The sequence below is a fragment of the Extensimonas soli genome (assembly GCF_029211265.1).
GTDB classification, from domain to species: Bacteria; Pseudomonadota; Gammaproteobacteria; order Burkholderiales; family Burkholderiaceae_C; genus Extensimonas; species Extensimonas soli.
In genome coordinates this window covers 183,505-203,152 of the sequence record NZ_JARGEL010000011.1, presented here as the reverse complement: position 1 = coordinate 203,152, position 19,648 = coordinate 183,505, and the positions used below count along the sequence as shown (strand labels likewise).

Below are 19,648 nucleotides of genomic sequence, written 5' to 3'. Positions count from 1 at the left end.
TTGCCGCTTTGCTTCTCTGCTGCAATCAGCTGAGCCGCGTATTCTAGCAATCTTTTTTATCTCCCAGCAAACTTTGGGGGCTTTCGGCTTTTCAGCCCGCTTGGCAGTTTCTACTGCTACTCCAAACAGACCCTCGCCACCCTCCCAGCTTCGCCGGATCAGCCTGCCTATCCCTTCACCCCTTAAGGCTCTGGCATTCAGCAGCTGAGTCCGATATTTTATAACGAAAAACGAGGGATGCATGAACTGTGACGAAAGATTTTTCTGCAGCTTGCGGCGAAGGGCGATGATTAGCACCGCAGACCGTCTGCCGCAGTGGCTTACGCGATATCGGCAGCAGCCCTCCGAACGGCCTCTTCGAAGGATCTTTAGCCCTGATCAGGACGATTCATGCACCAGCGCGCGCACATCATCAGCAAGTGCCTGGGCACCGCTGCCATAGCGGTGGAACACGCGCACATGCCCTGCGGGATCGAAAATGTAGCTGCCGGCCGAATGGTCCATGGTGTAGCTCGAGGACGTCTTGCCCTCGACCTTTTTGTAATAGACCTTGAACTCCTTGGCCACGGCAGCGGTCTGTTCGGGTGTGCCGCGCAGCGCGATGAAACTCGGATCGAAGTTCGCCATGTACGCCTTGAGCAGCTCGGGCGTGTCGCGCTCGGGGTCTATGGTGACGAAAACGCCTTGCAGGCGCTCGCCGTCCGGCCCCAGAAGGCGCTTGGCCTCGGCCAGCTCCTGCAGCGAGGTCGGGCATACGTCGGGGCATTGCGTGTAGCCGAAGAACACCACGACCACCTTGCCGCGGAAGTCCTGCAGGCGGCGCGGCTGGCCGTTGTGGTCGGTCAGCTGCAGATCGCGCGCGTACTCGGCGCCGGTGATGTCCACGCCGTGGAAGCTGGGCTTTCTTTCGGAGCATGCCGTAAAAACGGTCCCGGCAAACGCCAATGCAGCGCAACCAGCTATCGTTTTGAGTGCATTTCGGCGTCGAGGGGGAGTGTGCATGGTCTTCACAATACGTAATGGTCCGCGAGCAGCGCAGCGAACAGCAGGCTCAGGTGGATCAGCGAAAAGCGAAAGGTCTTGCGCGCGAGCTCGTCCGAATAGTGGCGCCAGAGCTGGAACGCATGCCAGCAAAAGCCCCCGCAAAGCAGCGCGGCCGCGGCCAGGTAGATCCACGAGCTCATGCCGTAGATGAAAGGCATCAGGCAGCCCGCGAACAAAATCAAACTGTAGAGCAACACCTGCAGCCGCGTGAATTCGTTGCCGTGCGTCACGGGCAGCATGGGCAGGCCGGATTTGCGGTAGTCCTCGACGCGGTACAGCGCGAGCGCCCAAAAATGCGGCGGCGTCCACAGGAAGATGATGAGAAACAGCATCAGCGCCTCGGGCCCGACTTCGCCCGTCATCGCCGACCAGCCGAGCACCGGCGGCATCGCGCCCGAGGCGCCGCCGATCACGATGTTCTGCGGCGTGAGTGGTTTGAGGATCACGGTATAGACCACCGCATAGCCGACGAAGGTGGCAAACGTCAGCCACATCGTGAGCGGGTTCACGAAGAAATACAACAGCGCTGAGCCCGCCACGCACAGCCCCGCAGAAAACAGCAGGGTTTGCGTGTTCGAGAGCTCGCCCTTGGCCGTGGGGCGCCAGGCGGTGCGCTTCATCTTCGCGTCTATGCTTTGCTCGACGATGCAATTGAAGGCCGCAGCCGCACCTGCGACCAGCCAGATGCCCAGGCACGCCACGGCCATGCGCACGAGCTGGTCGGGCGCAGGCCAGCCGGGCACAGCGAGCACCATGCCGATCAGCGCACAAAACACAATCAGCTGCACCACGCGCGGCTTGGTCAGCGCGTAGAACTGTGCCCAGCGCGAAGGCAGGGACGCGGCGGAAACGGGGGCGGGAGCGGCACTCATGCAGAAATATTGCGAATCTGGACGACCTTGGAGTCGGCGTTGCGGGCACTGCGCTCGGGCAGAGGTTCATGGAAAGGCGCTGCCGCAGGCGCCACGCGAACACTGCGGCTCGCAGCGAGCGCCCAGGTCAACACCAGCGCGAGCGCCGCAGCGCCGCCTGTGTGCAGCACCGCCCCGAACAAAGGCCAGCCGAGCACCACGTTGCTCAGGCCCGTGAGCAGCTGCAAGAGCGCCAATCCCGCGAGCCAGCGCGCCTGCGGGCACAGCGCTGGCGCTGCACGCAACCGCCAGGCCAGCAGGGCGAGCGCGAGCAGCACGACGTAAGCCATGAGCCTGTGCGTGTAATGGATGGCCGTCAAGGCAGCGAAGGGGATAGTGCTGCCATCGGCCTGCAAGCCCAGCGGGCGCCAGAGCGCAAAGCCTTGCGCGAAATCCATGCTCGGCCACCAGCTGCCTTGGCAGGCAGGAAAGTCGGTGCACGCGAGCACCGCATAATTCGTGCTGACCCAGCCGCCCAGCAACACCTGCAGTGCAACCAAGGCCGCCACTGCCCACAGCCCGCGCCGCAAGCCCGCGGCAAGCGGTGCGGGCGCCGCACCGCGTGCCGCCAGCGTATGGCGCACAGCCTGCACGCACAGCAGCACCAACAACACCAGGCCGCCGGCCAGATGCAAGGTGACGATCGCGGGGAACAGCTTCATCGTCACCGTGAGCGCGCCAAATGCCCCTTGCAAGCACACCCACAACAGCGTGGCCGTGGGCCACCACGGATGGATGGGCAACATTGCATCGTCACGCTGCACTCCGGCAAGATGCGCGCGCCGCCAGAGCCCCCAGCTTGCCACCGTGAGCACAATGATGAGCCCGCCCACAGCCGTCGCAAGGTAGCGATGGATCATTTCGATCCAGGCTTTGCCATGCGTCACCGGGCCGCTGGGCAGGGCCTGCTGCGCTGCGGCGATGTGCGTGCGTGCGCCCACGGGGCTCGCCTTGCCGTAGCAGCCCGGCCAATCGGGACAGCCCAGACCGGAATCCGTGAGGCGCGTGAAAGCGCCGAAGAGCACAAGGTCGAAGGTCAAAAAAAGCGTCAGCACGGTGAGCGCCTGCAGCCGGCGCACCGGCGCGCGGCCTCGGCTGCGCCAGGCCACCCAAGCCAGCGGCGCGAGCGCGAGCACGGCGCCGAACAGCAGCATCCACGCCACGGGCGCGAGCGAAACAAGCGGCGTGGCAGCAGGGGCGGCAAACGTGCTCACGGGCATCAGTGCTTCTCCGCGCGGCCAGGCTCGTCCCACGAGGCCGAGGCGCGCAGCAGGCGCTCGAGATCGCGCTTGGCCTTGGCCGCGCCCGCGCGATCCAGCCCGGCCGGAAAGCGCATCATCCAGTTCCCCATGGGATCAGCGAAGTACAAATGGTCGGCCAGCTGCTGCCCCGGCGCGGGCTGCAGCCACGTGGCCAGCGCCTTGGCATCGACGCGCAGCACCGTCGCCTGACGCAAGGCCTGCAGCAGCGCTACGGGCACGGGCGCGTCGTCGTCGATCAGCCAGACCCAATCGATGCGGTCTTTTTCCGCGCCCATGCTCTCGCGCAACTGGCGCTGCAGGTACAGGTGCTGCTCGCAGCTGGCGTTGCAGGCCCCGCCCGAAACGCTCACGAGCAGCCACTGGCCTTTGAGCGCAGAGAGCGGCCTACCAGGCCGCCCGTCGAGCGTGGTCGTGGGCAGCGCGGGCAGTGGGCGCTGCGGCTGGATCAACTCGCCGTAGTTGCGGCGCGCTTCGGGGCGTATCACGTAATAGGTGAAGTACGAAGCAGCCACGGGCGCCGCGCAGACCAGCAGCAGGAGCAGCAGCTTCCAGCGCCCATGGCGGGTGCGCTCGGCGTAAGCCACGGCGTCACCCGCCTGCGGCAAGCTGTGCACCGTCAGCCCGAGCACGCGGTCGCCCAGCGTCTCAGGCGGCGGGCTGGGTGCGCGGGCGGAGAAAACGTCGGACGATTTGGAACCAGACATAAAGCAGTGCAATCAGGCCGCTGAGCCCGAACCATTGGAGTGCGTAACCATAGTGTTTTTCGATGCCGAGCGCGACGGGCGGCCAGTCGCGCAGCAGGCCCTCGCTCGCAGGCCCGGTCTGCAGCACCGTCCAATCGGCCAGCGGCAAGCCCGTTTCGGCGCGATACGCGGCAAGGTCGAGATTCTGCCGAATGGGCGAAGACCCTGGCGCTGCCGCGCTGCGGCCGAAGTCGAACAAGCGCGAAGGCGGCGGCGCGAGGCGCCCCTGGACTTGCACCAAACCCGGCGGCGACTGCACCTGCGGCAGTTGCGTGCGCGCCTCGAAATTGCGCGGCACCCAACCGCGCTGCACGAACACCACGGCGCCGCCCGGCTCCAGCTGCAATGGCGTGCAGACGAAAAAGCCCGGGCGCCCCTGCATCTGGCGGTTGTCCAGATAGACCGTGTGCGCGGGCAGCCAACGGCCCGTGAGCACCACGCTGCGGTACAGCAGAGGCTCGACCTCTTCGCGGGCGCGTTGCGCGTCCTGCGGCAGACGGAAAAAGAGCTGGTTGCCGTCGAGCGCGGGCAGCGCGGCCCGCTCTGCCATGGAGGCCTGCAGCGCCTCTTTTTGCGCGGCGCGCCCCAGTTGCCAGCGCCCCAGAGCCAGCGTGAGTACGACGCCGCACACCGCGGCCAGCGTAATCAGCCAGAAGCGCCCGCCCAGACGCTGGCCTTGCGAAGGTGTCACAATCTCTCGCATGAAATACGTCGTTCTCGTGGCATTTCTCGCCATTTTCGCGAGCTTAGGCGCCGCGCTGTTTTTCATGATGCGCGGCGACCGCAGCGATAAGTCCAAGGGCCACTACATGGCGCGGGCGCTTGCCGTGCGCGTGGGGCTCTCGATTGCGCTCTTCCTGGGCATTTTGCTCGCCTGGAAGCTCGGTTACATCCAGCCGACAGGCTTGCAAGCCTCTCCTTGATTTCCACACCTCTCAGCCAGAGGCTGCTCAAGAAAGCAAAAAAGCGCCGGGAGGCGCTTTTTTGCTAGCTCGCGCATTACATCCAATACACCAGCACGTACAAGGCCAGCCAGACCACGTCGACAAAGTGCCAGTACCACGCGGCACCTTCGAAACCGAAATGTCGCTCGGCCGTGAAATGGCCTTTTTGCAGGCGCAGGGTGATGAAAAACAGCATCAGCATGCCAATGAACACGTGAAAGCCGTGGAAGCCAGTGAGCATGAAAAAGGTAGAGCCGTAGATGCCGGAGCTCAGCTTGAGGTTCATTTCAGTGTACAGGTGGTAATACTCGTACCCTTGTACGCACAGGAACACGAAACCCAGCAGAACCGTGAGCCACATGAAGCCTATCGTTTTGCCACGCTGGTTGGCGCGCAGCGCGTGGTGGGCAATGGTGAGCGTAACGCCCGAACTCAGCAGCAAAGCCGTGTTGATGGTGGGCAACCAGAACGGCCCCACGGTCTGGAAAGGCTCGACGATACCCGCCGGAGAACCTGTTGCACCTGCCGCCAGGCTCGGCCATACGGCTTTGAAATCGGGCCAGAGCATCTGGTTGTCCAGGCTGCCCAGGGCAGGAATGGAATGCGAACGCGCCCACCACAGGGCCGTGAAAAAGGCGCCGAAGAACATCACCTCGGAAAAGATGAACCAGCTCATGGACCAGCGGTACGAGAGATCAATCTTGCGGCTATACAGTCCACCTTCGCTCTCGCGTGCGGCATCGCGGAACCATTGGAACAAAACCGACAGCCACCACACCAGACCAAGTGCGAGCGAATACTTGCCCCAGTCATGGCCATTGATCCACTGACCTGCACCGAGGATCACAAAAAACAGCCCAATCGCTGCCATCACCGGATGGCGCGATTCGGAAGGCACGTAGTAATACGGCGTAGTGCCGTGGGTTGTTGCACTCATTTCAGCTCCTCAATTTCAATCTTTTGTTTTCCAGTTTTCGAATCTACGACGTCACACGACCCATTTGACCAATACGATCAGCCCCACCACCAACAAAAACACCGCGAACAAGCCCACCGCGATGAGGTGCAGCGGGTTGAGCTTTTCGATGTCTTGCTGGTATTCGCTGCCCTTGCGCAGTCCAACCAGCGACCACGCGACCGCGCGCACCGTGCGGCCCAGCGAGCCCTTGCGCTGTAGTGGTGGTTGCGCCGACTCCTGCATCTTCATGCGCCACCCCTGATAACTCCAGTCACGGCTGCCGCTTGCTGCGGCGCCTGCGGAGTCTTGCCACCAACCTCGAAGAAAGTGTAGGACAGCGTGATGGTCGTGACGTCCTTGGACAGACGTGGATCGATCACGAAGGCAACCGGCCACTGCTTTTTCTCCCCGGGCTCGAGCGTGTACTGGTTAAAGCAAAAACACTCGAGCTTGTTGAAATGCGCGGCCGCCTGGCGCGGCGCATAACTCGGAATGGCCTGTGCCGACATACGCCGGTTTTGCGTGTTCTGGAACTCGTACATCACCGTAGCAAGCTCGCCAGGATGCACCTGTATAGAGTGCACCGCGGGTTTAAACGCCCAAGGACCGCGGGCATTAGCGTCGAACTCGACGGTGATCGTTCGGCTCGTGTCCACCTGCGTATTCGCTGGCAGTTGCGTGCCCTTGCCCTTTGCACCGCCAGGCACGTCCAACTCGGCAAGCGAGAGAATGTTGATGCCCGTAACCTCGCAAATATGTTTGTATAGCGGAATCAAGGCATAGCCGAAGGCGAACATGCCGACCGCCACCACGGCCAGCTTGCCCACCATCTTGGCGTTGTCGCTGTGAATGCTCATAGCAGGCAATACCCTGGCAATGCAAAATTCAATGCGAAAGCCAAGCGGTCTTGACCACAAAGCCGAGGAAAAAGGCGATCGCCACCGAGGCCAGGACCAAGGCCATGCGCAGATTGCTCTTTTTTTGCTCTGGGTTCATGGGTACGCTTTCAGCCGATCACGCGGGTTGCCGTGGCGTCGAGCTTGGGCGGCGTCTCGAAGGTGTGGAAAGGCGCGGGCGAAGGCACTTCCCACTCCAGGCCTTCGGCAGCTTCCCAGGGCTTTTGCGGCGCCTTGACACCGTGGCCACGCATCATGGGCAACACGACGAAGAAGAAGAAATACACCTGCGCGAAGCCAAAGGCAAAACCGCCAATGGACGCCACCACGTTGAAGTCGGCAAACTGCATCGGGTAGTCGGCATAGCGGCGCGGCATGCCAGCCAGCCCCAGGAAGTGCATGGGGAAGAAGGTGACGTTGAACGAAATCAGCGACCACCAGAAGTGGATTTTGCCGCGCGTTTCGTTATACATCACGCCCATCCACTTGGGGCTCCAATAGTAGAAGGCCGCAAACATCGAAAACAACGACCCAGCCACGAGCACATAGTGGAAATGGGCCACCACGTAGTAGGTGTCCTGCAGCTGGATGTCAAGCGGCGCCATGGCCAGGAACAGACCCGTGAAGCCCCCCATGGTGAACACGAAGATGAAGCCCACGGCAAACAGCATGGGGGTCTCGAAAGTCATGGAGCCGCGCCACATGGTGGCAATCCAGTTGAAGATCTTCACAGCCGTGGGCACGGCGATCAGCATCGTCGCATACATGAAAAACAGCTGCCCCGTCACCGGCATGCCGGTAGCGAACATGTGGTGCGCCCACACGATGAACGACAAAATCGCGATCGAGGACGTGGCATACACCATCGATGCATAGCCGAACAGCTTCTTGCGCGCAAATGCCGGTACCACCTGGCTGATGATGCCGAAGGCCGGCAAGATCATGATGTACACCTCGGGGTGACCGAAGAACCAGAAAATGTGCTGGTACATGATCGGGTCACCGCCGCCGGCGGGGTTGAAGAAGCTGGTGCCGAAATGGCGATCGGTCAGCGTCATGGTGATGGCACCTGCCAGCACGGGCATCACGGCGATCAGCAGGTACGCGGTGATGAGCCAAGTCCAGCAGAACATGGGCATCTTCATGAGTGTCATGCCGGGAGCGCGCATGTTGAGAATGGTCACGATGATATTGATCGCGCCCATGATGGAACTCGCGCCGAGGATGTGCATGGCGAAAATGCCTGCATCCATCGATGGCCCCATTTGCAGCGTGAGCGGCGCATAGAGCGTCCAGCCCGCAGCCGGCGCGCCGCCAGGCATGAAAAAAGACGACACCAGCATGATCGCCGCCGGGATCATGAGCCAGAAGCTGAAGTTGTTCATGCGCGCGAAGGCCATGTCGGACGCACCGATCTGCAGCGGAATCATCCAGTTCGCAAACCCGACGAAGGCCGGCATGATCGCGCCGAACACCATGATCAAACCGTGCATGGTCGTGAGCTGGTTGAAGAGCTCAGGGTTGACCAGCTGCAACCCAGGCTGGAACAGTTCCGCGCGGATCAACAAGGCCAGCACCCCGCCCACCATCAGCATGGTGAACGAGAACAACAGATACAAGGTACCGATGTCCTTGTGGTTGGTGGCAAAGACCCAGCGCCGCCAGCCGCTCGGCGCGTGGCTGTCGTGGGCATGGTCGGCGGCATGCCCATGGTGGTCGAGAACTGCGCTCATTTTGGATTCCTCACTGCGAAGAGACGATGATCATTTGCCACGCTGGGCCACCACTTCGGCCGGCTGTACGAGCTGACCGGTTTTGTTGGACCAGGTGTTTTTGGTGTAGGTGACGACGGCCGCAATGTCGGTGTCGCTGAGCTGTGACCACGAAGGCATGCCCAGAGCCTGGCGCCCATGGAGCACGACCTGAACTTGCTTCGCATGGTCTTCGTCGAGCACGATGGCAGAGCCGTCGAGCGGCTTGATCGGCCCTGCGCCCTTGCCGTTGGCCTGGTGGCAGGCCGCGCAATTGGACGCATAGACCTTTTCACCGCGCTGCATGATTTCGGCGAGCGTCCAGACCTTGGCCGGATCGTCGAGCTTGGCGGCGGCGATTTTCTTTTGCTCACCCACCCAGTTGGTGTAGTCCTGCGCCGACACCACTTTCACGTGGATGGGCATGTAGGCGTGCTCCTTGCCGCAGAGTTCAGAGCATTGGCCGTAGTAATCGCCGACCGTTTCGGCACGGAACCAGGTGTCGCGCACGAAACCGGGAATGGCGTCCTGCTTGATCCCGAATGCCGGCACCGCAAACGAGTGGATCACGTCGTTGGCCGTGGTGATGATGCGCACTTTTTTGCCCACGGGAACGACCAGCGGGTTGTCCACGCGCAACAGATAGTCCGCGGGCGCCTGGCTCACGTCACCGCTGTCGGACATGGCACGCTGGCTGCTGTCCAGCGTGGAGATGAAGGCCAAGCCCTCGCCTTCGCCATTGAGGTAGTCGTAACCCCACTTCCATTGGTAGCCCGTGACCTTGACGGTCAAGTCGGCGTTGGTGGTGTCTTTTTGCGCCACGATCGCCTTGGTGGCCGGCAAGGCGATCAAGATCACGATGATGAAGGGCACGATCGTCCAGGCCACTTCAACCGCCACCGATTCATGAAAGTTGGCGGGCTGCGCGCCGCGGGACTTGCGGTGCTTCCAGATGGAATAAAACATCACGGCAAACACGCCGATGAAGATCACCGTGCAGATGATGAGCATCATCCAGTGCAAAAAATGCTGCTCCTCGGCAATTTTGGTCGCAGGCGCCGTCAGATTCAACTGACGTACCCCTGGGCCGCCAGGCAGGCTTTGCACTGCATGGGCCGCCCCACCGACCCACGCACCGGCAGCGAGCGAAATACGCGCCAATCTGTTGGGAATGCTCTTGATATTTTCCATTTGCTTCTTTGTCCCGATTGAAAACCAACCCTTCGCCACGACCCGCACGCAGCCTTCTGTCTCAGGCGGCGCGCAAAGCCATGCGTATTTCCGATGCCAATGCAGCACGCAATTCAGGGCGCACGAAACGCCCAACCTGCACCACCCGTCCCTGCGCAGACAAGGTGATCAGCGAACGATCGCCGGTCTTGGGCTCGACACGCACCCACTGGCGGTCGAACTCCGAGCGCTCTAGCCTGCCTGCGGTTTCGCGTTCCACGACAAGTCGTGTGCCCTCGAGCGAAATCCGCTCAGCGTCTGCCGCATGGCGGCCGTACACGACGAATGCGATCCCCACAGCGACGATCTCCACCCCCGTGAACGGCAGCACCAGCAAAGCGCCGCGCATCCAGAAAAAGACGGCGATCGCCAGCGACAACGCGCACAAGGACAGGTACATGCCGGCGAGTTGCGCGGGCGTAACCGAGCAGTTGCGCGCCAGGCGCCAGTCCACACGCTGCCCCGACACGGTGGCGAATCGAAAAACCATGCGGCCTACCCGAATACCTAAGTCGCTTTGCGCCAGCAGCACCCGTTCCCACCATGGACCTGGCCGGCCTTCTGCGCAAATACGACTTGAAACCAAACAGTTGTTTGCCGGGAATTGTAGCGCGCCTTGCGCTATATCATTGACAAGCGATTTACTCAGGATTTGCTGAGCGACTTGTCCGCAGCAAGCTGCGCATGTCTGCCAGAGACACGCTGCTTTGCTCTGTGACGCGCACGCGCGGCGCGGGCTTGAGCGCGTGGCCGTAGATGATCTCGAAGGTCAATGCGAGTTGCCCGCCCTGGCGTGGGTCCGCCAGCCGATCCGCGAGCGCCTGATGCAGGTGCGCGCGCCAGTGGCGCCCGCGCATGGCCGCGAACCGCTGCGGATGCAGGTTGCGGCCCAGTTCGGCAAGCTCTTGCAGCAGCCGCTCGGGCGTCGCAAAAGTGAGCGTGAGGCGCTCCATGTCCATGACCGGCTCGGCAAAGCCCGCGGCGATCAGCATGTCGCCCCAGTCGTGCATGTCGGTAAAGGCGTGGCTGGGCGGTGGCCAGCCCAGTTCGGCGTAGAGCGTACGCAATTCGCGCAGGGTGTCCGGCCCCAGACAGGAAAACATCACATAGCCGTCCACGGCCAGCGCCTGCTGCCATTGCGCGAACAAGGCCTGCGGATCGGCCGCCATGTGCAGCGCCATGTTGGACCACAGCATGTGCACGCTCTCTGGCGCAGGCCGCGCAAAACGGATTTTCGGGGCGCCCCAGCGCGTCGGGCGCCACCAGGGCTGACGCAAAGCCTCGCGCGCCATGGCTGCGTGGCGCGGGACGGTCTCCACAAGCACACATTCGGCCTGCGGATAGCGCTGGCTGATCAGTGCATGGGCCTGCAAACCGCCACGCACCGGCTCCCAATGGCACCACACCTTGGGCGCCAGGCGTATCCATTGCAGGCGCTCCTGCATGCGCCGCGCCACCTCTTCGTGCAACCAGGGTGAGTGCGCAGGTGCGGCGGCGTGCCAGCGCGCGGCGGCAACCGGGTCTATCGTGGGAGGGCGCCCGATTTCCGCCATGGCCGCATCAAAGGAAGCGCTCGAGCAAGCGCCGCGACGGGCGGTCGAGTGCGGTGGCGTCTGGCACCTTGAACTGCAAGCCATCGCTCGAGGAGACCAGCAAGCGCGTGCGGCTACCCAGGCGACGGATGTCCTCCTCACCCTTGAGCACGAACTGCGCCGGGCCGCGATCCGTTTGCACCTGCCAGGTGCTGGGCGTGGAGAAGCTCGAGACGGAGAGGATTTTTTCTATCGCCGGAGTGAACTCGCGCACGGCGAGTTCTTCTTCAACGAGCTGCCGATCCGCGGCGCTCAGCTGATCAAGGCATTCCACCCACACGACCTCATGCCCATCCGGGCCCAGCAGCGCCAGTCCTTCCTGTGGCGCGGCGATGGGAAAGGCGCGCACGGGCGTGACGTCTGTGTGCACGCTGCCATCGGGCAGGGTCAGCACCAAGCGTCCGTGCGCATCGCGCTGCAACATGGCCTCCATGCCAGCCGGGGCATGGGCGGGAGAAGTCTTTGTATTCATGCACCCATTCCTTCGCAGTCAAGCCTGGCCTGCCGGATGCGCCGAATGCAGCACGCTGCTTTCGATCACCACACCGGCTGCCTCGGCATCTTCTTCGGCACGGCGCACCTGCGCCTGGTACAGCCGCCAATACGCGCCCTGGCGCGCCATGAGCTCGTCGTGCGGCCCCACCTCGACGATCTCGCCGCGATCCATCACGACCAGACGGTCGGCCTTGCGCAGCGTCGAGAGACGGTGCGCGATGGCGATCGTCGTGCGTCCCTGCACCAGGTTGTCGAGCGCCTTTTGGATCTCTTTTTCGGTTTCGGTATCGACGGCCGAAGTCGCCTCGTCGAGGATCAGGATGCGCGGATCGATGAGCAGCGCGCGCGCGATGCTGATGCGCTGACGCTCGCCGCCCGAAAGGCCCTGGCCGCGCTCGCCCACGAGCGAATCGTAGCCATGCGGCAAGCGCAGGATGAATTCGTGCGCATGCGCGGCGCGCGCCGCAGCGACGATCTCCTCGCGCGTGGCCTCGGGTTTACCGTAGGCGATGTTCTCGGCGATGGTGCCAAAAAAGAGGAAGGGCTCTTGCAGCACCAGCCCGATGTGCCGGCGAAAGTCGGCCACGGCGAAACGGCGGATGTCCACACCATCGACCTGGATGCTGCCCTCGCTCACGTCGTAAAAACGGCAGATCAGGTTGACCAGCGTGCTCTTGCCCGAGCCGCTGTGCCCCACGAGGCCGATCATCTCGCCGGGGCGGATGTCCAGGTTCAGGCTACGGATCACCGTGCGGCTGCCGTAGCGGAAACCCACGTTGTGCAAGCCGATGGCACCTTGTACGCGCTGTAAGGGCACGGGCTGGGCCGGGTCGGGCACGTTGCTCACGTGGTCGAGGATGTCGAAGATGCGCTTGGCGCCCGCAGCCGCCTTTTGCGTGACCGAGACAATGCGGCTCATCGAGTCGAGCCGGCCGTAAAAGCGCCCGATGTAGGCGATGAAGGCCGTGAGCACGCCGACCGTGATCTGGTGGCGCGCGACCAGCCAAATTCCGCAGGCCCAGACCACCAGCAAGCCGATTTCCGTGAGCAAGGACACCGTGGGCGAAAACAGAGACCAGGTCTTGTTGAGCTTGTCGTTGACTTCCAGGTTGTGCAGGTTGGCATCGCGAAAGCGCTGCGCCTCGCGCCGCTCCTGCGCAAAGGCCTTGACCACGCGGATGCCGGGGATGGTGTCGGCGAGCACGTTGGTCACTTCCGACCAGACGCGGTCGATTTTCTCGAAGCCGGTGCGCAAGCGGTCGCGCACGTTGTGGATCAGCCAACCGATGAAGGGCAGTGGCACCAGCGTGACGAGCGCGAGCCAGGGGTTGATCGAAAACAGGATCGCCGCGGTCATGAGGATCATGAGCACGTCGGTGACGAAGTCGAGCGCATGCAGCGACAAAAACACGTTGATGCGGTCTGTCTCCGAGCCTATGCGCGCCATGAGGTCGCCGGTGCGCTTGCCGCCGAAATAATCGAGCGACAGGCGCAGCAGGTGCTCGTAGGTCGTGGTGCGCAAGTCGGCGCCTATGCGCTCGGACACCAGCGCGAGGATATAGGTGCGCGCCCAGCTCAGCCCCCAGGCGAACACCGCCGCGAGCAACAAGCCACCCAGGTACAGCATGACCAGGGCCGGGTCTATCGCCTGGCCGTTCTGGAACGGAATCAGGATGTCGTCCATCAGCGGAATGGTCAGGTACGGCGGCACCAGCGTGGCCGCGGTCGAGGCCAGCGTGAGCAAAAAACCCGCGATGAGCTTGCCCTGGTAGGGCTGCGCAAACCGCCACAGGCGCAGCAGCACCCAGGTGGAGGTCTGCGGCGGCTGGGCGCGTGCGCACGCCGGGCACTCTTCGCTGTCGGGCGGCAGCGGCGTGTGGCAGACAGGGCATTGAGGTGCCTCGGAGACTTCGTGCGCAGGGCCACCGGCCAGCTGCTGCTCGAAGCGCTGCAGCAGACGCAGCGCCTGGCTGTGCTGCGCCTGGGTGAAGCGCCACAGCGCGACACGCGCCTGCGCCGAATGCAGCTCCAGGGTGCCGACACCCGCATGGTCGAAGAGGCGCAGGCTCCAGCCCGGCGTGAGCGGCCAAGAGCGCCAGGTGGCAGCGCCGCCGCTGCAGTCGAGCAGACGCCGGTTCGTGAGCACGAGCCAACCCTTAGTGAAGTGCAGGTCGGCACTCAGGTCAACCTGTAACACGGCCAGCACGTTTTCATCGGAGGCAAGCTCGGCGCGCAGCGCCGCCCCGGCAGCGCCGGAAAAGACATCGGAGGTATCCACGACCAGGGTGATATGAAGAGCCCAATTCGGCAGGGATTATCCCCCGCCACGCGCCCCTTCCGGCCGAAGCCGCCATTTCACGCCGGGTCTCATGGGCCTCACAATACACAATAGCAACCGCAAACGGCTACCCACTGCCACGCCTACCGCCGTCCCTCTTCCTTTCTTCCACTTTATGGCCCAAACCTTCGAAGACATCCGCCTGCTGCGCATCAATTACCTGCGCGGCCCGAACATTTGGACGTACCGCCCGGCGCTGGAAGTGTGGCTGGACCTGGGCGCGCTCGAGGATTACCCCTCGAACCGCCTACCCGGCCTGACCGAGCGCCTGACCGCGTGGCTGCCGGCATTGCTCGAGCACCACTGCGGCGTGGGCGAACGCGGCGGCTTTTTGCAGCGGCTGCAGGAAGGCACCTGGTGCGGCCACGTGCTCGAGCACGTCGTGATTGAACTGCTGAACCTCGCCGGCATGCCCACGGGCTTTGGCCAGACGCGCAGCACCTCGCAGCACGGCGTGTATCGCATGGTGTTTCGCGCACGTGACGAGCAGGTGGCGCGGATGGCGCTCGCGCAGGGGCACCGCTTGCTCATGGCGGCGATCAACGACCAGCCCTTCGACGTTGCCGCCGCCGTGGCGCGCGTGCGCACCGAGGTCGATGAGCGCTACCTGGGCCCGAGCACGGCCTGCATCGTCAGCGCAGCGACCGAACGCGGCATTCCGCACATCCGCCTCAACGATGGCAACCTCGTGCAACTCGGCTACGGCGCGCGCCAGCGGCGCATCTGGACGGCCGAGAGCGAATTCACGAGCGCCATCGCCGAAGGCATTGCCTGCGACAAAGACCTCACGAAAAGCCTGCTGCAGTCCTGTGGCGTGCCCATCCCCGAGGGCCGGGTGGTGCACAGCCCCGAGGAAGCCTGGGAGGCGGCACAGGACATCGGTCTGCCCGTGGTCGTCAAACCCTCGGACGGCAACCACGGCCGCGGCGTGACGCTGGACCTGCGCCAGCGCGAAGACATCGAAGCGGCCTTCCACGTGGCCGAACCCGAAGGCAGCGAAGTGATGGTCGAGCGCTACATTCCAGGGAGCGAACACCGCTTGCTGGTCGTTGGCTCCAAGATGATTGCGGCGGCACGCGGCGAAGTGGTCTCGATCACCGGCAACGGCACCTCGACGGTTGCCGAGCTCATAGACGCGCAGCTCAACTCCGACCCGCGCCGCGGCTACGAGGAGGAATACCCGCTCGAGTTCATCGACGTGCGCAGCAACCGCGCCGTACAGCTCGAACTGCAGCGCCAGGGCCTAGCTGCCGACGCCGTGCCCGCCGCGGGCCAGCAGGTCGTGGTGCAGCGCAACGGCAACGTGGCCGTGGACTGCACCGACGAAGTGCACCCGGAAGTCGCCTACACCGCAGCCCTCGCGGCCAAGGTGGTGGGGCTGGACATCGCGGGCATTGACCTTGTGGCGCAAGACATCGCGCGGCCGCTGCAGGAGCAGGGAGCCGCGATCGTCGAGGTCAACGCCGGGCCCGGGCTGCTCATGCACCTCAAGCCCGCCGTGGGTGCGCCGCAGCCCGTCGGGCAGGCCATCGCCGAACACCTGTTCCCTGCCGACGACGCACACACACCCGCAGGCCGTATCCCCGTCGTGGGTGTGACGGGCAGCCGCAACACCGCAATGATCGCGCGGCTCGTGGCCTGGCTTTTGCACCTGAGCGGGCGCCACACCGGGCTGGCCTGCCGCGCGGGCCTGTTCCTCGATCGCCGCCGTGTCGATGCCGCCGACAGCGCCCACTGGGAGGCCGCGCACCGCCTGCTCGTGAACAAGATGGTGCAGGCCGCCGTGATCGAGAGCGACGCACGTACGATCCTGCGCGACGGCCTCGCGTACGACCGCTGCCAGGTCGGCGTGGTCACCGACATGGAGGGCGCGCAAGACCTGGCCGAATTTGACATCCAGGAGCGCGAACAAATGGTCAAGGTGCTGCGCACGCAGGTCGATGTGGTGCTGCCCGAGGGCGCGGCCGTGCTGCACGCCGCCGACCCGCAAGTGGCGGGCCTCGCGCCGCTGTGCGACGGCAGCGTGGTGCTGTACGCGCAAGACCCCACGCTCGAGGTGATCGCGCAGCACCGCGCGCACGACCACGGCCGGGCCGTGCTGCTGCGCCAGGGGCAGGTGGTGCTGGCCACGGGCAGCCACGAGCAGGTGCTCGGCGCGCTCGCTGACCTGAGCTTCGGGCGCAATGCCGTGGTGCCCGACACCGAGGCGCTGCTCGCCGCGATTGGCGCGGCGTGGGCGCTCGACATCTCGCCCGACTTGATTGCGGCGGGCATCAAGACCTTCGAGCCCGCGCTGCCGCTGACCGAGATCGCTGCCGCGCAGGCCTGAGCCCCGTTACACCGTTATTTCCCTCGCACGGTCCTGGCGACGCCGTCCAGACCACACCCCGAAGAGATCCTCATGGAAGTATCCCGTATCCGCGCGCTGCGCGGCCCCAACCTCTGGAGCCGCCACACTTCTATCGAAGCCATAGTGGCTTGCGCAGAGGCAGAGCGCTCCATAGACCAATTGCCCGGCTTCGAGGCGCGTTTGCGCGCGCTCTTTCCAGCCATCGGCGCGCTGCACCCCGAAGGCGGCGGCGCGGTGGCGCTTGCACATGTGCTGCAGGCCGCGGCGCTCGCGCTGCAGGCGCAGGCCGGCTGCCCCGTGAGCTTTGCGCGCACCACGGCCACGGTCGATCCCGGCGTGTACCAGGTGGTGGTCGAATACAGCGAAGAGGCCGTGGGCCGGCAGGCGTTCGAGGATGCGCAGCGCCTCATCGCGGCCGCGCTCGGGCAAGGCGGCTTCGACGCCGACGAAGCCATCGCGCAGCTGCAATCGCTCTATGAAGACGAGCGCCTGGGCCCGAGCACCGGCGCGATCGTCGAGGCTGCGGCGGCGCGCGGCATTCCATGGCGGCGCCTTACGCGCGGCAGCCTGGTGCAGTTCGGCTGGGGCTCCAGGCAGCGCCGCATCCAGGCCGCTGAAATCGACACCACCAGCGCCGTGGCCGAATCCATTGGCCAGGACAAAGACCTGAGCAAGCGCCTGCTGCATGCCGCAGGCGTGCCGGTGCCGCGCGGCCGCCCGGTCGAAAGCGTGGACGAGGCCTGGCAAGTGGCGCTCGAAGTCGGCCTGCCCGTGGTCGTGAAGCCGCAGGACGGCAACCAGGGCAAGGGTGTGACGGTGAACATTGTGGACCGCGCCGGGCTCGAAGAAGCCTACCGCAGCGCCGCCGAATACGGCACCGTCATGGTCGAGCGCTACCTGCCGGGCCACGACTTTCGCCTGCTCGTGGTGGGCGATCAGCTCGTCGCAGCGGCGCGGCGCGACCCGCCGCAGGTGCTGGGCGACGGCCAGCACACGGTGCGCGAACTGGTCGAGCAGGTCAACCAGGACCCGCGCCGCGGCGAAGGCCACGCCACCGCATTGACCAAAATCCGCCTCGACGACATCGCCGTTGCGCGGCTCGCGGCGCAAAACCTCACGCCCGAATCGGTGCCGGCCAAGGGCCAGCGCGTGATCCTGCGCAACAACGCCAACCTCTCCACGGGCGGCAGCGCCACCGACGTGACCGACGACGTGCACCCCGAAGTCGCGGCGCGCGCCGTGGCCGCAGCTCAAATGGTGGGGCTGCACATCTGCGGCGTCGATATGGTTGCGCAAACCGTGCTGCGCCCGCTCGAGGAGCAAAGCGGCGGCATCGTCGAAGTCAACGCCGCGCCGGGGCTGCGCATGCACCTTGCGCCCTCCTACGGCAAGCCGCGCAACGTCGGCCAGGCCATCGTCGAGCGGCTGTTCGCACACGGCCAGGATGGGCGCATCCCCGTGGTCGCGGTCACGGGCACGAACGGCAAGACCACCGTCACGCGCCTGATCGCCCACCTCTTTACTGCGCACGGCCTGCGCGTGGGCATGACCAACACCGACGGCGTCTATGTCGATGGCCGCCAGATCGACAGCGGCGATTGCTCGGGCCCGCGCAGCGCGCGCAACGTGCTGCTGCACCCCGAGGTCGATGCCGCCGTGTTCGAGACCGCGCGCGGCGGCATCCTGCGCGAGGGCCTGGGCTTCGACCGCTGCCAGGTAGCCGTGGTGACCAACATCGGCGCGGGCGACCACCTGGGCCTGAACTACATCACCACCGTGGAAGACCTGGCCGTGCTCAAGCGCGTGATCGTGCAAAACGTCGCGCCCACGGGCTACGCCGTGCTCAACGCCGCCGACCCCATCGTCGCGGCCATGGCCGCGGCCTGCCCCAGTCAGGTGATCTACTTTGCGAGCGACCGCCACCACCCCGTGATGGCCACGCACCGCGCGCAGGGCAAACGCACGGTGTATGTCGATGGCGACTCCATCGTTGCCGCCGAAGGCTCGTGGCGCGAGACCATCCACCTGCGCGACGTACCCATCACGCGCAACGGGCGCATCGGCTTCCAGGTCGAAAACGTCATGGCCGCCGTGGCCGCGGCCTGGGGTGCGGGCCTGCCCTGGCAGACCATACGCCGCGGGCTCTCGGGCTTCGTGAACGACACCGACAACGCACCGGGGCGCTTCAACCTCATGGACTACCGCGGCGCCACGGTGATCGCCGACTACGGCCACAACGCGGACGCCATGCGCGCCCTCGTGTCCGCCATCGATGCCCTGCCCACGCGGCGGCGCAGCGTGGTCATCAGCGGCGCGGGCGACCGGCGCGACGAAGACCTGCGCGTGCAGACCGAGATCCTGGGCGACGCCTTCGACGACGTGATCCTCTACCAGGACGCCGCCCAGCGCGGCCGGGACGATGGCGAAGTGATCGCGCTGCTGCGCGAAGGCCTGGCCGGCGCCCAGCGCACCCACCACATCGAGGAGGTGCGCGGCGAATTCCTGGCCATCGACAAGGCGCTCGCGCGCCTGGAGCCGGGCGACCTGTGCCTGGTCCTCGTCGATCAGGTCGAAGAGGCGCTCGCGCACCTCGCGCAGCGCATCCAGGAAGCCAACGCATGAGCATGCGCCTTGCTGCCCTGATGCGCACCGCCTTGGCCCTCGGCCTCTCTGCGGCATGCGGTATCGGCCTGCTGTTCCTCGCCAAGGCACATGCCGAAGTCATAGGCGCCGTCAGCACCGCGTTTCAGTGGGTAGGCCCCAACCACAAAGTGGTGGTCGAGGCCTACGACGACCCGCTCGTGGAGGGCGTGACCTGCTATGTTTCGCGGGCCCGCACGGGCGGCATCTCCGGCGCGCTGGGGCTGGCGGAAGACAAGGCCGAGGCGTCCATCGCCTGCCGCCAGGTCGGCCCCTTGCGTTTTGCCAAGCCCCTGCCCCTGCAAGACGAGGTGTTTTCCGAGCGCATGTCGGTACTGTTCAAACGCCTGCGCGTCGTGCGCATGGTCGACCCGAAGCGCAACGCCCTGGTGTACCTGACCTACTCGGACAAACTGATCGACGGCTCGCCCCAGAACGCCGTCACTGCCGTGCCTGTCCTTTCTTCGCAGCCAATTCCTATCAAAAAATGAGCT

General features: G+C 64.8%; 20 protein-coding genes. 4 read left to right on the top strand and 16 right to left on the bottom strand.

The window, feature by feature from the left end:
* The 6 genes from PYV55_RS04040 to PYV55_RS04015 form a co-directional block, all read right to left on the bottom strand.
* Positions 1 to 297, bottom strand: a 297-nt coding sequence (locus PYV55_RS04040) for a hypothetical protein (RefSeq protein ID WP_275849414.1), incomplete at its 3' end; no start/stop codon positions are given.
* Between the two features lie 81 nt (positions 298 to 378).
* Positions 379 to 1,002, bottom strand: a complete 624-nt coding sequence (locus PYV55_RS04035) for an SCO family protein (protein WP_275849413.1) — start codon at positions 1,000 to 1,002, stop codon at positions 379 to 381.
* Between the two features lie 5 nt (positions 1,003 to 1,007).
* Positions 1,008 to 1,916, bottom strand: coding sequence for a heme o synthase (gene cyoE / locus PYV55_RS04030; RefSeq protein WP_275849412.1), 909 nt, complete (start codon positions 1,914 to 1,916; stop codon positions 1,008 to 1,010).
* Positions 1,913 to 3,175 carry a COX15/CtaA family protein gene (locus PYV55_RS04025; protein WP_275849411.1) on the bottom strand — a complete coding sequence of 421 codons (1,263 nt, stop codon included), beginning with the start codon at positions 3,173 to 3,175 and terminating at the stop codon, positions 1,913 to 1,915. The genes cyoE and PYV55_RS04025 overlap by 4 nt, the downstream gene beginning before the upstream one ends.
* The gene (locus PYV55_RS04020; protein ID WP_275849410.1) at positions 3,175 to 3,921 is read right to left on the bottom strand and encodes a hypothetical protein; all 747 of its coding nucleotides are present in this window, start codon (positions 3,919 to 3,921) and stop codon (positions 3,175 to 3,177) included. The genes PYV55_RS04025 and PYV55_RS04020 overlap by 1 nt, the downstream gene beginning before the upstream one ends.
* Positions 3,863 to 4,663: an SURF1 family protein gene (locus PYV55_RS04015; protein WP_275849409.1), complete on the bottom strand. Its 801-nt coding sequence runs from the start codon at positions 4,661 to 4,663 to the stop codon at positions 3,863 to 3,865. Before PYV55_RS04015 ends, PYV55_RS04020 begins: the two co-directional genes overlap by 59 nt.
* Here PYV55_RS04015 and PYV55_RS04010 point away from each other — a divergent pair.
* Positions 4,662 to 4,883 (top strand): twin transmembrane helix small protein, encoded by a 222-nt coding sequence (locus tag PYV55_RS04010; RefSeq protein WP_275849408.1) that lies wholly within the window; start codon positions 4,662 to 4,664, stop codon positions 4,881 to 4,883. The two genes, PYV55_RS04015 and PYV55_RS04010, sit on opposite strands and share 2 nt — an antisense overlap.
* A 76-nt stretch (positions 4,884 to 4,959) precedes the next feature.
* Here PYV55_RS04010 and PYV55_RS04005 read toward each other — a convergent pair whose 3' ends face one another.
* The 10 genes from PYV55_RS04005 to PYV55_RS03960 all read right to left on the bottom strand — a co-directional run bounded on the left by PYV55_RS04005 (position 4,960) and on the right by PYV55_RS03960 (position 14,104).
* A complete protein-coding gene (locus PYV55_RS04005) occupies positions 4,960 to 5,841 on the bottom strand; it encodes a cytochrome c oxidase subunit 3 (protein WP_275849407.1) in 882 nt (293 codons plus the stop codon).
* A 51-nt stretch (positions 5,842 to 5,892) separates the two neighbouring features.
* Positions 5,893 to 6,105, bottom strand: coding sequence for a DUF2970 domain-containing protein (locus PYV55_RS04000; RefSeq protein WP_407066763.1), 213 nt, complete (start codon positions 6,103 to 6,105; stop codon positions 5,893 to 5,895).
* Positions 6,106 to 6,107: 2 nt separating this feature from the next.
* Positions 6,108 to 6,719: a cytochrome c oxidase assembly protein gene (locus PYV55_RS03995; RefSeq protein ID WP_275849405.1), complete on the bottom strand. Its 612-nt coding sequence runs from the start codon at positions 6,717 to 6,719 to the stop codon at positions 6,108 to 6,110.
* Between the two features lie 28 nt (positions 6,720 to 6,747).
* Positions 6,748 to 6,858, bottom strand: coding sequence for a cytochrome oxidase small assembly protein (locus PYV55_RS03990; protein ID WP_275849404.1), 111 nt, complete (start codon positions 6,856 to 6,858; stop codon positions 6,748 to 6,750).
* A 10-nt stretch (positions 6,859 to 6,868) separates the two neighbouring features.
* On the bottom strand, positions 6,869 to 8,491 hold the full coding sequence (ctaD, locus tag PYV55_RS03985; protein ID WP_275849403.1) for a cytochrome c oxidase subunit I: 1,623 nt from the start codon (positions 8,489 to 8,491) through the stop codon (positions 6,869 to 6,871).
* Between the two features lie 30 nt (positions 8,492 to 8,521).
* On the bottom strand, positions 8,522 to 9,691 hold the full coding sequence (gene coxB, locus PYV55_RS03980; RefSeq protein WP_275849426.1) for a cytochrome c oxidase subunit II: 1,170 nt from the start codon (positions 9,689 to 9,691) through the stop codon (positions 8,522 to 8,524).
* A 70-nt stretch (positions 9,692 to 9,761) separates the two neighbouring features.
* Positions 9,762 to 10,229, bottom strand: coding sequence for a DUF2244 domain-containing protein (locus PYV55_RS03975; protein ID WP_275849425.1), 468 nt, complete (start codon positions 10,227 to 10,229; stop codon positions 9,762 to 9,764).
* A 151-nt stretch (positions 10,230 to 10,380) separates the two neighbouring features.
* Positions 10,381 to 11,292, bottom strand: coding sequence for a class I SAM-dependent methyltransferase (locus tag PYV55_RS03970; RefSeq protein WP_275849402.1), 912 nt, complete (start codon positions 11,290 to 11,292; stop codon positions 10,381 to 10,383).
* 7 nt (positions 11,293 to 11,299) lie between these two features.
* Positions 11,300 to 11,803 (bottom strand): cyanophycin metabolism-associated DUF1854 family protein, encoded by a 504-nt coding sequence (locus tag PYV55_RS03965; protein ID WP_144735096.1) that lies wholly within the window; start codon positions 11,801 to 11,803, stop codon positions 11,300 to 11,302.
* An 18-nt stretch (positions 11,804 to 11,821) separates the two neighbouring features.
* Positions 11,822 to 14,104, bottom strand: a complete 2,283-nt coding sequence (locus PYV55_RS03960; RefSeq protein WP_275849401.1) for a cyanophycin metabolism-associated ABC transporter — start codon at positions 14,102 to 14,104, stop codon at positions 11,822 to 11,824.
* A gap of 175 nt (positions 14,105 to 14,279) precedes the next feature.
* Between PYV55_RS03960 and PYV55_RS03955 the strand changes: the two genes are divergently transcribed.
* The 3 genes from PYV55_RS03955 (at position 14,280) to PYV55_RS03945 (ending at position 19,645) form a co-directional block, all read left to right on the top strand.
* Positions 14,280 to 16,493 (top strand): cyanophycin synthetase, encoded by a 2,214-nt coding sequence (locus PYV55_RS03955; RefSeq protein WP_275849400.1) that lies wholly within the window; start codon positions 14,280 to 14,282, stop codon positions 16,491 to 16,493.
* 72 nt (positions 16,494 to 16,565) lie between these two features.
* Positions 16,566 to 19,136 carry a cyanophycin synthetase gene (gene cphA, locus PYV55_RS03950; RefSeq protein ID WP_275849399.1) on the top strand — a complete coding sequence of 857 codons (2,571 nt, stop codon included), beginning with the start codon at positions 16,566 to 16,568 and terminating at the stop codon, positions 19,134 to 19,136.
* Positions 19,133 to 19,645: a CreA family protein gene (locus PYV55_RS03945; RefSeq protein WP_275849398.1), complete on the top strand. Its 513-nt coding sequence runs from the start codon at positions 19,133 to 19,135 to the stop codon at positions 19,643 to 19,645. Before cphA ends, PYV55_RS03945 begins: the two co-directional genes overlap by 4 nt.
* Positions 19,646 to 19,648: the final 3 nt, after the last annotated feature.